15 protein-coding genes are annotated in these 14,255 nt (G+C 47.0%); 11 read left to right on the top strand and 4 right to left on the bottom strand.

Features of this window, described 5'->3' with window-relative positions; translation table 11 throughout:
- Positions 1 to 121 precede the first annotated feature (121 nt).
- The 3 genes from AC5ZCW_RS09630 to AC5ZCW_RS09620 all read left to right on the top strand — a co-directional run bounded on the left by AC5ZCW_RS09630 (position 122) and on the right by AC5ZCW_RS09620 (position 3,681).
- On the top strand, positions 122 to 427 hold the full coding sequence (locus AC5ZCW_RS09630) for a DUF3606 domain-containing protein (RefSeq protein ID WP_496119389.1): 306 nt from the start codon (positions 122 to 124) through the stop codon (positions 425 to 427).
- 150 nt (positions 428 to 577) lie between these two features.
- On the top strand, positions 578 to 826 hold the full coding sequence (locus AC5ZCW_RS09625) for a hypothetical protein (RefSeq protein ID WP_496119387.1): 249 nt from the start codon (positions 578 to 580) through the stop codon (positions 824 to 826).
- Between the two features lie 452 nt (positions 827 to 1,278).
- Positions 1,279 to 3,681: an ATP-dependent helicase gene (locus tag AC5ZCW_RS09620; protein WP_496119385.1), complete on the top strand. Its 2,403-nt coding sequence runs from the start codon at positions 1,279 to 1,281 to the stop codon at positions 3,679 to 3,681.
- Between the two features lie 239 nt (positions 3,682 to 3,920).
- Here AC5ZCW_RS09620 and xseB read toward each other — a convergent pair whose 3' ends face one another.
- Entirely contained in the window at positions 3,921 to 4,130 is a 210-nt protein-coding gene (xseB, locus tag AC5ZCW_RS09615; RefSeq protein ID WP_496119383.1) for an exodeoxyribonuclease VII small subunit, read from the bottom strand.
- Positions 4,105 to 5,541: an exodeoxyribonuclease VII large subunit gene (gene xseA / locus AC5ZCW_RS09610; RefSeq protein ID WP_496119381.1), complete on the bottom strand. Its 1,437-nt coding sequence runs from the start codon at positions 5,539 to 5,541 to the stop codon at positions 4,105 to 4,107. Before xseA ends, xseB begins: the two co-directional genes overlap by 26 nt.
- A gap of 313 nt (positions 5,542 to 5,854) precedes the next feature.
- On the opposite strand from xseA, the gene AC5ZCW_RS09605 reads away from it, so the two are divergent.
- The 6 genes from AC5ZCW_RS09605 (at position 5,855) to AC5ZCW_RS09580 (ending at position 9,469) form a co-directional block, all read left to right on the top strand.
- Entirely contained in the window at positions 5,855 to 6,241 is a 387-nt protein-coding gene (locus AC5ZCW_RS09605) for a single-stranded DNA-binding protein (protein WP_496119379.1), read from the top strand.
- A gap of 44 nt (positions 6,242 to 6,285) precedes the next feature.
- A complete protein-coding gene (locus AC5ZCW_RS09600) occupies positions 6,286 to 6,645 on the top strand; it encodes a DUF7222 domain-containing protein (protein WP_496119377.1) in 360 nt (119 codons plus the stop codon).
- Between the two features lie 25 nt (positions 6,646 to 6,670).
- Positions 6,671 to 7,060 (top strand): PcfK-like family protein, encoded by a 390-nt coding sequence (locus AC5ZCW_RS09595; protein ID WP_496119375.1) that lies wholly within the window; start codon positions 6,671 to 6,673, stop codon positions 7,058 to 7,060.
- Positions 7,057 to 8,370 (top strand): PcfJ domain-containing protein, encoded by a 1,314-nt coding sequence (locus AC5ZCW_RS09590; protein WP_496119374.1) that lies wholly within the window; start codon positions 7,057 to 7,059, stop codon positions 8,368 to 8,370. The genes AC5ZCW_RS09595 and AC5ZCW_RS09590 overlap by 4 nt, the downstream gene beginning before the upstream one ends.
- 183 nt (positions 8,371 to 8,553) lie before the next feature.
- The gene (locus AC5ZCW_RS09585) at positions 8,554 to 8,778 is read left to right on the top strand and encodes a hypothetical protein (protein WP_496119372.1); all 225 of its coding nucleotides are present in this window, start codon (positions 8,554 to 8,556) and stop codon (positions 8,776 to 8,778) included.
- 28 nt (positions 8,779 to 8,806) lie between these two features.
- Positions 8,807 to 9,469 (top strand): SRPBCC family protein, encoded by a 663-nt coding sequence (locus AC5ZCW_RS09580; RefSeq protein WP_496119370.1) that lies wholly within the window; start codon positions 8,807 to 8,809, stop codon positions 9,467 to 9,469.
- 62 nt (positions 9,470 to 9,531) lie between these two features.
- Here AC5ZCW_RS09580 and AC5ZCW_RS09575 read toward each other — a convergent pair whose 3' ends face one another.
- Both AC5ZCW_RS09575 and AC5ZCW_RS09570 read right to left on the bottom strand, forming a co-directional pair.
- The gene (locus AC5ZCW_RS09575; protein ID WP_496119368.1) at positions 9,532 to 10,116 is read right to left on the bottom strand and encodes a flavodoxin family protein; all 585 of its coding nucleotides are present in this window, start codon (positions 10,114 to 10,116) and stop codon (positions 9,532 to 9,534) included.
- Between the two features lie 167 nt (positions 10,117 to 10,283).
- On the bottom strand, positions 10,284 to 10,946 hold the full coding sequence (locus AC5ZCW_RS09570) for a DUF6766 family protein (RefSeq protein WP_496119366.1): 663 nt from the start codon (positions 10,944 to 10,946) through the stop codon (positions 10,284 to 10,286).
- A 323-nt stretch (positions 10,947 to 11,269) separates the two neighbouring features.
- On the opposite strand from AC5ZCW_RS09570, the gene AC5ZCW_RS09565 reads away from it, so the two are divergent.
- Positions 11,270 to 13,411 (top strand): catalase, encoded by a 2,142-nt coding sequence (locus AC5ZCW_RS09565; protein WP_496119364.1) that lies wholly within the window; start codon positions 11,270 to 11,272, stop codon positions 13,409 to 13,411.
- Positions 13,412 to 13,429: 18 nt separating this feature from the next.
- A complete protein-coding gene (locus tag AC5ZCW_RS09560) occupies positions 13,430 to 13,999 on the top strand; it encodes a YciE/YciF ferroxidase family protein (RefSeq protein WP_496119362.1) in 570 nt (189 codons plus the stop codon).
- The last annotated feature ends 256 nt before the right edge of the window (positions 14,000 to 14,255 follow it).

Here is a 14,255-nt window from a genome sequence, read left to right as displayed (position 1 = left end):
GTTTATATGGCGATTGTAATTCATTGAAAATCATAGCAATCCTATAATATTCCTGTTTTATAATATAACAGCTTTGAATTTACTCAAGGTAACTTTGGATAAACCATTAAAATTAGGAATCATGGAAAATATAAACAGAACAGGGCAAGAGGAAAATGCCCATATCGATATCTCCAATCAAAACGAAATACAGGAGTGGGCAGAAAAGCTCAATGTGCCTGAAGAGATCTTAAAAGATGCCGTAAGGGCGGCAGGGACAACGGTAGAAGAAGTTGTGGAGCATATCAGCGAGAATCCCCCTTCAAGGGAAAGCGCCTCGGAAGCGGTCCGCCTCAAAGACGGCCCGTGGCATGATGATGATCACCATAATCCCGAAGGGAAAAGCATTGAAGAGGCGACAGACCCTTCAAAATTATCAAAGCTTTAAGCTTTTAAAAACCAGTATTCACGGATTTATAGTTTTATTTTTTCTTTAATTATCCATATTAAAACTTTAAATGAAGAATAAAAAATCAACATTATAAATCAAATTATTGAATACTTTCTAAATTTTAATATAATACTAAAACAGAAGATTATGTCTAGAGAAAATCACGATAGCTGCGATCAGGATGAACGTACCTATCATGCAGCAGACGATTCCATAAATTCAGAACTTATGGAGAAAAAAGATCCGGCAATCAACCAGCACGAAAATGATGCCACCGGAATCCACAGCGAAGATTCAGAACATCACAATCCCCGTCCGGATGAGCGTGATCCAGATGCTGACAGAAGAACCCTTGACGAAGAAAAAGCCGTTGAGGATGACGATGAGGATAATTGATTCCTTGAATTTTGGTTGCCATTTAGATTAGATTAAGGTGGTTTTTATGCCCTGTGACGGTTATAAGACTATTTTATGAATCAGATCAGGCTGATGATAAATAAACAGCACAGATCGCTTGTAAACAGTATAAGAAAACAAGATTGTAACGATTGGGAATCTTAAGCATGAAATAAGATCTTGAAGAGAATCTGCCGGCCTTATGCGCTGCAGGTTCCCTTCAGGATTTTTATTTTGTCTGACCTCTCCCTCTTCCCTTTCTGTAGTTTGCTGTGTATAATAAACAGACAGTTTAGATAGCGTCATATAAAACCCTTTATATAAAATATTTTACAACAGGTTGCAAGTAGGTTTTATCCAAAATTATAATTGCGCGACAGTGTGCCGTACAGCTTGGAAATAATTGCCTAAATTTGCATTACAGGCATTGGTCTGCCTGTTTTGAAATAAAAGTGGCCAAAAAATTATTGCTGCAGAAAATGAACGACCCGATTCTAGAAAACCTTAATCCCAGCCAGCTCCAGGCCGTGAAAACCACAGAAGGATACGTGCGTGTTATTGCGGGTGCGGGATCCGGGAAAACAAAAGCCCTTACCTCCCGCTTTGCCTACATTGTGGACAGGCTTGGGATAAACTCCTCCAACATACTCTGCGTAACCTTTACCAACAAGGCCGCCCAGGAAATGAAAAGACGTGTCAAGGCGCTCATCGGCGATACCTATGACCTGGCTTTCATCACCACCTATCACGGATTCTGCGTAAGGTTCCTGCGCGAGGAAATCAACAAGATACATTACCCGAAGAACTTTATCATACTGGACGCCGAAGACCAGAAAAGCATACTGCGCGATATTTTCAACGAGCTGCAGATCAATTCCAAACACCTGACCTTCAAACAGGTGCTGCGCTTTATATCCAAGCAGAAAAGCACTTCAAATTACCTGGGCTACATCCTTGAAAACAAAGGCTTTGAGCCCGACCAGAGCGATTCGCTCTCCAGCCGCATCTTCCAGATTTACCTCGACAAGCTAAAACGCAACTATGCCCTGGATTTTGACGATCTGATCCATTTTACGGCCTTTATTCTGGACAACAATCCCAATGTGCTCTTGAAATGGCAGGAAAACCTGCATTACATCCAGGTGGATGAGGCGCAGGACAGCTCCGAGAACCAGTTCCATCTGGTGGAAATGCTCTCGCGACTGCACCAGAACCTTTTCCTTGTCGGGGATCCCGACCAGACCATCTATGAGTGGCGCGGTGCCAAGCCCGAATATCTGGTGGAATTTGACAGCATGTTCCCAGATACGCAGACCATTATCATGAACCGTAATTACCGCTCTACGCCGAACATACTGAAGATAGGGAACCACATTATCAAGAACAATACGGTAAGGGTGGACAAGGATATGATAACCGACAAGCCTGAAGGTTTTGAAGTGGTGCACTTTCACGGAAAGAATGACTTTGAGGAAAGCCGGTGGATAGCCGCTGAAATCAAGGAGATACTGCAGGCCGAGCAGGCCTCCTACTCGGACATCACGATACTGTACCGCTCCAATCATCTTTCCAGAAATATTGAGCAGGCCCTTATCAAGGACAATATTCCCTACTCCATTTTTGGGGGCATCCGTTTCTTTGAAAGAAAAGAGATCAAGGACGTGCTCTCCCTTTTAAGGCTCATTGTACAGGGGGACAATTTCTCTTTCCTGCGCATGCACAACCATCCTTCAAGGGGGCTGGGCAAAAAATTCCTTGAAAGGCTCAGCCTTCTGGCAGGCGAACAGAACCTATCGCTCCTGCAGGCGCTGCAAAACAATATCACCGACAAGGAACTGGCAAAAAAAGGCGCTGTTGAATTTCTGGAGCTGATTGCAGAACTGCGCGAAACAGCCAAGACAAAATCCATATCGGACCTTGTGAAGATTATACTCGATAAAAGCGGACTTTCCGAGCTCTACCGTAAAGACGGCGACGAGGACAGGCTGGAGAACATCAAGGAGCTTGTAAATTCGATGCTCCTGCTCGAAAAGGAAAACAATGCTCCTGTGGACATTATCGAATACCTGCAGGAAGTATCGCTGTATACCGATCTGGATGCCGATACCGACAATCAGGACAAGGTCAAATTGATGACCATCCACATTTCCAAAGGGCTTGAATTCCCGTATGTATTCCTGTGCGGCTTCACAGAAGGCGTGCTGCCAAGCGCGCTGTCGGTCAAGGAAAGAAGGGCCCGTGCTATTGAAGAAGAAAGAAGGCTAATGTATGTGGCCGTCACGCGCGCCGAAAAACGCTTCTATATGACCGATTCGGAAGGCTTTAATTTTACCACGGGACTCAATAAATATCCATCAAGGTTTCTTTTTGAAATCAAGGAGGAATTCTATGTCCGAAAAGGGGTGCTCTCCCAGCAGATCATAGAAAACAGCAAAAACAGTCTGGGCACTGCCCAGTCTTTGGAAAACACCTCTTTCAGGGAAGGGGACATCGTCATGCACCCCGTCTGGAACAAAGGAAGAATACAGGCGGTAAATCTGGAGAAAAAAGAATATCTGGTGGATTTTTTCGATATCGGAAAAGTAAAGCCCATCGATTTCGGCTTCAGGCATCTCACGGCTTTTTCCGAAGAAACCGGGGATCACAATGGGGATTCTGAGGGCCTGAAGGAACTTCTGGAGCTTGCAGAGCATTTGAAGACAGCGCCGGACCCTTTTGGAAACGATTCTGCATCGGAAGCCCGGGACAATATGGACCTGCCGTCTGATTCTGTTTTTGATGCGGACCAGACGCAGGAGCCGAATGAAAATGCTGGAAAAGACAAAAAGGATACAAAAAAATGGTGGAAGCTGTAAGAAACCTGAGGATTGCCATTTTATGTTTCTAAATCTATTTTTTTAGTTTTTTGTTTTTGCTTTTTTGTTTCATCCGTTAACAATGCAAAAGCCCGGTGTTTTTTTATGTAAACACTGGGCTTTTGTATGTATTTTTGGCTTGTATCGTTTCCGCAGAATAGGTGTCTGCAGGCGCTTGATCGGCTTATATCTGTTGCTATAACGCCGGAAAATGCCTTTTTAGTGTCTGGGTGTATATTTTACTCCTTTGGGTTCTCCATGCCGCTGATGATTTTGGCCACTTCAGCCTCGGTGGATTTAAGCTTGGCCTGGCAGAACTCGATGAGTTCGGATGCCCTTTTTACTTTGGCGGCAAGCTCGTCCACGGAAATGGCCTCATCTTCCATTTCTTTTGCAATCAGGGCCAGCTCTTTGGCCGCCGCCTCATAAGTCAGTGTGTTTTCCATCATATTCTCTTTTTTCGTTGACCGTACTTTTCAGTATGGCATCTTTTAATACTATTTCTATTTCCTCTCCTTCTTGTATGTCCTCTGCCCCGTTTGCAATTTTGCTGTTTCTCCGTATCACGGCATACCCTCTTTTCAGCACATTCTGTGGGGACAGCAGTTTTATGGTTTTCTGGTGGTCCTCCAATTGCAGTGTGCGGCTGCGCAGATACTGGCTGGTAAAGATCTTCAGGTTCGCTTTTAGATGCTGAAGATTGCTGTTTTCCTGCTGGATGATGCGCTGCGGCCTTTGCAGCGTTTTTTGCGCAGTCAGCAGCAGGTGCTGCTTTTCTTCTGCCAGCAGGTTTCGGCTAGCCTGCAAAATATGCTGCTTTTGCAGCATAAGCCCTTCTTTCTGCGCGCCAATCAATTCCCTTGCATTATGGCTGACCAGATTTTTGATCTCGGTGAGTTCCTTGTAATGCCCGAGGAAAAGCTGCTGGGATTTGATGGCTATGGTCCTTTGCAGGGAGAGTATGTGCTGCTCGAAACTGCGGTTGTGCGCTATGATGAACTCCGCCGCCTTGGTCGGGGTTTTGGTATGGGTATGCGCCATAAGGTCTGTAATGCTCACATTCTTCTGGTGCCCGATTCCGGTTATCACTGGAATGGGGAACTTGGCGACCGCCCTTCCGATATTGTAGTTGTCAAAAATCAGGAAATCCGACTGCGACCCGCCTCCTCTTGCAATGACAACGGCATCATAGGGAATCCCCGTATTGTAGACCTGGATAAGCTTGTTTAGGAACAGTTTGGCGTTATTGTCCCCCTGGACAACGGTATGGTAGTCATCGATCTGAAAAACATACCCGAAATCGTTGTGCTGCATCGTGTGGCGGAAATCCTCGTTTCCGGCAGAACTGCTCGACGAGATCACCGCAACCCTCTGGATGACAATAGGCAGCTTCAGACGGCTGTTGAGCGTGGAATACCCCTCGCCTTCTTTGCGTATGAAATCATTTTCTTTTACAAGCCTTGCAAGGGTCGCATTGCGCTGCTGCTCCAGAATGCCAAGCATGAAATTGCTGTCGATATCCAGAAGGTTCACCGAAAGGCCGTACAGCGGATGGTAGTCCACGCTCACCTGCACCAGCACATGCAGGTTGTTGGTGAAGCGCTGTCCGGTTGTGGTTTCAAAATCAAGGATCTTCAGTGCTCCGGCTCCCCAGCTCTTGCCCAGTATCTTGGCCGTGATCACGCTGCTTGTCTCTGATTTCTCCACCAGCTCGAAATAATGGATCTTCTTGTCGGCCTTGAAGGAATGGTTGGTGATATCAGCCACCACCCAGTACGTCTGTCCCCTGAAACGCGAATTGATCGTGTCCTGGATCTGGTCGTTGAGCTGTGAGAGTCTGATATGCTGTTCGGGTCCCATATGTTTTTAGGGTCTGCTGCTGTTTGTGTTTTCTTCTCGCCGCTAAGGTAGCTATTCTGGAGCGGAATCTCAAAAACACAAAAAAGAAGGCCAATTTTCAATTCAAAACGGGTTAAAAGGGCAGCCAAAGTAGTGTCCGCCCTCACCTGCATGCGCATAACGGCTCCCCGCCGCCCTTCGGGACTTATAGCACTCCGGCTCCTTGCGCCCACTGGCTTTTTGCTTTCTTTTTTCCCGTTTTTTCTTTTGAAAAATTTGCGTTGCGGGGTATGGGGAAAAAACTTGAACAAGTATTCACTAAAAATTTTATGTCATGGAAATCACAGGACGAATTGTAAAAGATGCCTCAGTTTTTAAGGTAAAAGAAAACCGTGAGGTGGTGAACTTCTCCATAGCGATAAGCGACAGCTACAAGCCCAAAGGAAGCACCGAAACCAAAAAGATTGTAACCTATATCGACTGCTCGTATTGGCTCAGCGCAGGTCTGGCGCAGTGGCTCAAAAAAGGAACGCTCGTACAGCTCTTCGGGCGCATTGGGCTGAATGTCTATATCGGAAATGACGCCCGCGCGCACGGTTCATTGACCTTTCACACCTCGGATATTAAAATCCTTGTATTTGCGCAGGGGGAAACTGCAAAAGCCATTCCTGCACCCAAACAGCAGAAGGAATCGGATAATCCCGACGACCTGCCTTTCTAAATCCTATCTGCCATTCATTTTTATACACGCCTAAATACAGTATTATGAAAGCCTTACAAAAATCTTCTTATTCCGAGTATCGTGTAAGCGGTGCCTTTAACCAAATCATTCTGCGAAGCATCACTTCCTATGACGGCAAGCGCTCAGCACAGCTGAAATCCTTTTTTCTTGACTTGCAGAGAGGCGGGTGCATCAGCGGGATGATTTCCGAATTCATCTATCACGATGACTGCAAAACCTTTTACATCGAACATATCGATGACCTTGAAAATATCAGAACCAAACTGGAGGAAGCCATCGGCGAACCGATCGAGAACCGCTTTCAGACCCTGCACTACACTTTTGTATGCTGGCTCTGCTTTGAGGAATACTGCTATGACCTGTATACAAAGCTCTTTGAGTGAAATTTTCAAACTTGACTATCTTCCTATGAAAGCTTCTGAAAATTTTAGAAAAGCCATAGAGGGCTATCTCAGCACCTTGGCGCAGGGCGATACAGCCTTTGCGCCACACTATGGAAAAGCTTCCAAAAACTTGGAAAGCTGTCTGAACTACATCTTCGGCGAGGTCAAAAAAACAGGCTTGTGCGCCTTTGACAATCAGGAAATCTTTGACATGGCAGTCAACTACTACACCGATGATTCCATCGGCACGCCCGCACCGATTGCGTGCAGAGCCGTGGTGCAGACCCCTGCACCCGCAGACCTGTTCTCACAGCCTGCAGTCCCTGCTCTGCCTGTCAAAAGCGAACCTGCTCCAACAGTAAAAAAAGATGTAAAACCTGCGGTGCAGACCGCCCTGACCCTCTTTGACCTATGATACCCAAAACCAGCATCGAAAAACAGCTCACTGCTTTGAGCGCCTCCCTTGCGCCGATAAGACCTGAGGTTTTCGCGTGGGCGGAAAAAAGCATCTTTCTGAAATGGGGCGTGCTCTCGCGCTCCAAATTCTACTGTTTGCAGTGCGCCCACGTTTGGAAACCCTCCTGCCAAAGCACCTGCGATAAATATGTGTCCTGCCCTGCCTGCTCGGGCAGGCTCAAAATGATGCCCTATAATCAGGTGCATTTCAAGGAAACCGAATACTTTGCCGTTATCGAGAGCTGTGCGGGGTTTCAGGTGGTACGTTTGGTCATTGCCTACAAACACATGAAAAAGAATTTCACGCCGACCTATTTCCACAAAGAGGTCATGCAGCATTGGATAAACCCAAAAGGCGAAGTGCGCACCTTGGCGCTCTCCACCAATGTGTTTTCCAGCACGCTCGATGCATGGAAATTCTATTCCCCGCTTGAAATAAAGCCAAAGGATTTCATCCGCAATGCCAAATACTACATCAACCCCTTCAAGGTTTATCCGCAGATGAAAGTGCTTCCGATTTTAAAACGCAACGGCTTCAAGACCTCGGTTTACGACATCGCCCCGCACCTGCTCTTTGCATCGCTTCTGTCCGATCCCATAGCCGAGACCCTTTTGAAATCCCGACAGCTGAACCTGTTGCAGTATTACCTCGGTGCATCGCGACAACAGATAAGACGAAATTGGATTGCTGTAAAAACGGTAATCAGGAACAGTTACAAAATTGCTGATGTGCCAATTTGGGAGGATTATTTGGAGCTGTTGCGTTATTTCAAAAAAGACCTTTCCTGCGCCATGCACGTATGTCCCGTTAATTTGGGCGAAGCGCACGACTATTTAGTCAAAAAGAAAAGGGAACTGCTCAGAAAGAAAAAGCTCCAAGACCTGCGCCTTGAAATAGAAAAGGCGCAGAAAAAATACGCAGGCGAAAAAAAACGTTTCTTCGGTCTGCTCTTTAAAGAGAATGAACTGAGCATATCCGTAATCGAGAACGTAAGGGATTTTATGACAGAGGGCGACGACCTGCACCACTGCGTATTTGCCAACGAGTATTATGATAGAAAGGATTCGCTGATACTCTCGGCTAAAATGGACGGGGAATCCGTGGAAACCATTGAAATCTCGCTCAGCCGTATGGAAGTCCTGCAATGCAGGGGATTGAAGAACAAGCCGTCCAAGCACCACAAAAAGATTCTGAGCCTGCTTGGTCAGAACCTGTATCAGATAAGGGACCGTCTGAAAAAACGCAAAACCAAAGCCGTTCACTCCTAAGCCGATAATACTATCGGCTTTTTTTTGGCGCGCAGACACTTGAAGGTACAGTATCCTTATCAGAATCAGCAATCCCTTTTGGGACAACATGTTAATTAGATAATAATCCGCAGTTTTCCTGTAAGCCCGAACCAGCCTTCATGGCTTAATTTTAAGGTAACATAATTTTAAAAAATAGGAGTCATGGAAAATTTACATAATTACAGCGAAGAGGAACTTAAAAAATGCCCATACAACCAGCAGCTCAGCGCGGCAGAGGATAAAAATGCGGAACAGGATGCCAATACTGGAGATTGGGATGATGAGCGCGACCAGGACGGGACAGACCCGGACCGCTACGAAGAAGAAGGCGGAAACAACAACTCGGGCGGCGCGGGAAGTTCAGGAAGCGCAGCCACCAACAGCTAACCTAAAGATCAATTTAAAAATATAACATATGCAGACTACAGCACTATCACAGTCAAAAAACAGGGTAAATGTATCGAAACTGGAACGCGTCCTGATGACCGTTGCCGGTTCCTATCTCCTATACAAAGGGCTTTCACAGGAAAAGAAAAATATAAGTCAGATTACCTCAGGCGGCGCCATGCTAGCTAGGGGGATCAGCGGCTACTGCCCGGTATACAGCGCCGTGGACCATCTGAAAAACGACAAGGGCTCTAATGTCAACATCAGGACAAAAATAACCATCGACAGGCCCATCAGCGAGGTATATGCCTTTTGGCGCAATCTGGAAAACCTTCCCAAATTCATGGACCATCTGGAGTCGGTTAAAACCATAAGCAGCACCCAGTCCGAATGGACTGCAAAAGGGCCTGCAGGCATCGGATCGCTGAGCTGGAAAGCCGAAATCATCAAAGACCACAGGGAAAAACTCCTGAGCTGGCAGTCCATAGAAGGCGCGCCGATAAAAAACTTTGGAAAAGTACTTTTCAAGGCTACAGGAAACGCTACAGAAATAGAAGTCACGATTTCCTACCGCGCACCCCTTGGCATCGCCGGACAGGCAACCGCCAAACTGCTGAACTCTTTGTTTGAAAAGATCGTCCACGACGACATTGCAGGGGTGAAATCGTATCTGGAGAACGGAAAACACTAAACAGGACTTGCCCGTTTTGTAAATAAACCTTTTGGGATTGCCCAAAAGGTTTTTTTTTGGATCTAGATTCGCTTTGCCGCTTTGGAAAGCGACGCCGCCATGGCTCCCGCATCCTTGGCATAATGGCGCTGGTAGTAATGCAGAAGCTGGGTCTTGGTCCGTTTTTCGCCTTTGGCATGCCCCTGCCAGATCACCCCAAGCGAGGCATAAGGCGGAAGCGTGATGCCGATGCTGCAGAAAAAATTGGCTATGTTTCCCGTCACATGCTCCACACCGTCGGAATCCCCCGTGATCACCACCCCGCCAATTTTTCCCTCCAGCGGCGAATCTTCCCCCGCAAGGATCTTGTCATAGACCTCGTCCAGACGCTCTATGCAGCGCTGTAGCTCCGAAGAATGGCTGTTCCACCATAAAGGGGTGGCAAAAATCATAATCTTAGCTTCGAGTATTTTCTGGTATACAGCCGGCCAGTCGTCTTTTTCGTCCATGTGCAGGTAGGTCCCTGAAACGATATGATGGTCAGCGAGCTTGATGACCTCATACTCTATTTTTTCCTTTTTAAGATACCCTCCCAGAAATTCAACAAGGGTTACGGTACTGGACCTGCCCTTTTTCTTGAGCGTCCCTAAAAGTATAATCGCTTTCATAATTCTGATGTTTTAAATGTTGTGATGCTTCTTGTGGCTGGTAATCAAAAAAATAAACCTGCGGCCAGCAAATGCCGCAGGTTCAAAAACATTAATAATCAACCAAGGCTGTAGAGGTACAAGCCTTTATCTAAATCAGGCTTTTGGTTAAAAGAACCTGCGTTTTTTCATTTTTTATTCCCCGTCTGGCTGTGCGGGGAATCAACAGGTTTGGACTGCGAGGAGCCGATCTGTCTGAGATAGATTGAAAAGACGATAATGGCAAATACCGAAAGGAACTCGCTCTGCCAGTTCTGGAAAGATTCAAACCAGAAGCGAGAATCCCCGATATACTCCCCTGCTGTTTCTGCCGGCTGGCCTTTCTGCGCAAGCTCACGGTTTTCATCCTTTAGGCTGCCGTAAAAATGTGCGGCAAAGCTCAGTACGAAAAGCAGCAGCAGGGCCATGGTAAGAGAATGCTTGTATAAAGCCAGTATCCACCCTCCTTTTTTGACCGCCCAGGGCGCATCTTTTCTTTTCGCCGAAGGCTCCCTGTCAACCTCTTCCTCCTTGTCAAAATCCTTGGACTCTGAAGAGCCTTTCTGCTGCAGGAAGATCGTCAGCACTACCAGCAGCGCCATCTGAAGGAACTCGCTTTCCCAATTCTCAAAAGTGGCCTCTATGAAATGACCCGTGCTGAAATACGAAAACAGGCTGATGCGGGCACTGCCCTCTTCCAGAAGCTCCTTGTTGTACTGGGCGAATCCAAAGCCGATCTGTCCTGCAAATGAAAACAGGAACAGCAGCAGAAAACAGATCGACAGCCCGTTATTGCGTATTAATTTTTTCATAGTTTCCCTAATTATAAACCGATTAGTTTCCTGACTGATAGCTGTCTGCAGCCGTGAATAAAAGTACAGAACCAAGATGCGTTACCCCTTATACAATTACAGTCGTTTCTTACATTATTTATCGGATTAAAAATATAAGTGATTATTTTTCAACAACTTAAAAACGGTAATTGTATAACAAGCAGACGAAATCGTGTAACCCGAACCGTCTGGGTAAAGGTAAATTTGATAACCTGAAACCGGCAGGAGCGTCTTACACGTTACGATGCTTCGCCGCACTTCTTCTTTATCAGGTCTTACTTAACCCATAATCACTACATCTTATGAAAAATTTGCAGGATGAAAAGCAGAGGGATCTGCTGATCAACAAATCAGACGGCACCAATAAATTCCTGACCACCGATCAGGGTGTGAGAATCAACGACGACAATAATTCCTTAAAAGCCGGAGAAAGGGGCCCATCCCTGCTCGAGGACTTTATACTCAGGGAAAAAATTACCCATTTTGACCACGAGCGTATCCCCGAAAGGATTGTGCACGCAAGGGGTTCGGGCGCACACGGCTTTTTTGAAGTGACTAGTCCGATACCACAGCTTACCAAAGCGGGATTCCTTCAGGAAAAAGGACAGAAAACACCTGTTTTTGCAAGGTTCTCCACCGTGGCGGGATCCAGGGGCTCAACCGATCTGGCCCGTGATGTCCGCGGATTTGCCGTGAAATTTTACACCCAGGAAGGCATATATGATCTGGTGGGCAACAATGTTCCTGTCTTTTTTATTCAGGACGCCTCTAAATTTCCGGACCTGATCCATGCCGTAAAACCCGAGCCCCACAATGAGATGCCACAGGCGGCATCCGCCCACGATACTTTTTGGGATTTCATCTCCCTGATGCCCGAGTCCATGCACATGATCATGTGGGCCATGTCCGACCGCGCCATTCCAAGAAGCCTCAGGATGATGGAAGGTTTCGGGGTGCATACTTTCAGGCTGGTTAATGAGGCAGGGGAATCTTCTTTTGTGAAATTCCACTGGAAGCCCAAACTCGGCACCCATGCCGTGGCCTGGGACGAGGCGCAGAAAATCTCAGGGAAAAACGCCGATTTCCACAGGCAGGATCTTTGGGAAGCCATAGAAGCAGGCAATTTTCCCGAATGGGAACTCGGCATTCAGGTCATTCCCGCCGAAGATGAAAACAAGTATGAATTCGATCTTCTGGACCCCACCAAACTGGTGCCCGAGGAACTGGTGCCGGTTAGCATTATCGGAAGGATGGTGCTCAACCGGAATCCCGACAATTTCTTTGCCGAGACAGAACAGATAGCCTTTCACCCGGGACATGTGGTGCCGGGGATTGACTTTACCAACGATCCGCTGCTTCAGGGACGTCTGTTCTCCTATACCGATACCCAGCTCTCCAGACTCGGAAGCCCGAACTTCCATGAAATCCCGATCAACCGAAGCATTGCCCCTGTGCACAATAATCAGCGCGACGGGCATATGCGCCAGGAAATCAACACCGGAAGGGTGAGCTATCATCCCAACTCCCTCGGGGGCGGATGCCCATATCAGGCAAAAATTGCCGAGGGAGGCTTCTCCAGTTTCAATGAGCGCATCGATGCGCATAAAGTAAGGGAAAGAAGCGAAAGCTTCAACGACCATTTCGGACAAGCCAAATTATTCTTCAACAGCCAGACTACTGTAGAGAAAAGCCATATTGTCAAAGCGCTTCGTTTTGAACTCGGAAAAGTCGAAACTGCAGCCATAAGGATCAGGATGCTGGGGCTTTTATCCCAAATTGACCAGCAGCTGGCCCAAAGCGTTGCCACAGGACTTGGGGCGCTCGTGCCGCCCATTTTGGAAACTCCCCCGAACCATGGGGTCTCTCCCGAAAATGAAAATGGGAATCAGGAATCACAGACCGTTGAGCAGTCCGTAAAATCTTCCGATGCGCTGAGCATGCTCAACAACCCGACCAATTCCCCTGTGATTGCTTCCCGTAAAGTGGCCATCATCTGCGCCGACGGGGTTTCCGAAGCTGCTGTTTCCAATATTAAAACGGCGCTGCTCAAACAAGATGCCAAAGGCTGTATCATAGCACCGAACCTCGGAGCCGTTCTGACTGATACAGACGGGGAAATTCATGCCGATTTCAGCTATTTAACGACCGCATCAGTACTTTTTGATGCCGTGTATCTGCCGGACGGGCTCGGGCTCAGCGTGCTTGCCGAAAGCGACGAAGTGAACGAATTTTTGAATGATGCCTATAAGCACTGCAAAGTGATAGCGGCTGACGGCCGTGCTGAAGCGGTACTAAGTGCAGCGCCATTTGCATCCAGAATCACAAATGAGGATCAGGGAATCATTATCAGCTCGCAGGCTGCCTCTGAAAAATTTGCCTCCGATTTTATAGCGGCAATGGGAAAACACCGTTTCTGGGAACGTGAACCAAACCTTTACAATTAAAAATCTAAATAGAAGATCATGAAAAATTCAGATAAACCAAAAGATGCAAAACCTGCAGAAAAAAGCAGTAAAAACAACATCGTTGCACCGGCAGCAGATGCAGCCACAGAATTGAGAACATTATTTATCGACAGCCTAAAGGATATCTACTGGGCTGAAAATGCCCTTGTCGGGGCACTGCCGAAAATGCAGGCGAACGCCTCCGCGCCGGCTCTTGCTTCAGCCATTAAGGAGCATCACGCCGTAACCCAGAATCAGGTTGCAAGGCTCAAAGAAGTTTTTAAACTGCTGGGCGAAAAGCCTGAAGGAAAAAAGTGCGAAGCGATGGCAGGCCTTCTAAAGGAAGGCGACAGCATTTTGGAGGAAACACAGCCCGGCCCTGTCAGGGATGCCGGCATCATAGCCGCATCACAGAAGATAGAGCACTATGAGATCGCCACCTATGGCACTCTTGCCGCCTTTGCCAAAACGCTGGGTGAAAACGATGCCGCCAAACTGCTCACCCAGACGCTGGCCGAAGAGAAAGAAGCCGACTGCGTGCTGAGCAATACCGCCCTTAATGCCATAAATTTTGCGGCCGCAGAATAATTTTTATTGCATCGCCTTAAAAGCAATTCCAGCACGCCCCATATCCGGCAGAAATCGGCCGTGATTTTTTATCCTCACTGCATCAGGTATAGGATTTGATACAGGTAAAGACGCAGCAGCAGATCTGCTGCCGCAAATGCAGGATTGCAAAATTTAAAAATGATAATCAATGAGTTTGCAGAAACTTCAAAACAGACAGCTATGGAAGTTAAAAACAATATATCGCTCCAAACAGCCCTTACAGGCATGGGAGCAG

Source organism: Flavobacterium sp. PLA-DH12, from assembly GCF_059511845.1.
Note: the sequence above shows the minus strand (reverse complement) of the source record. Positions and strands in the feature narration are given on the sequence as shown.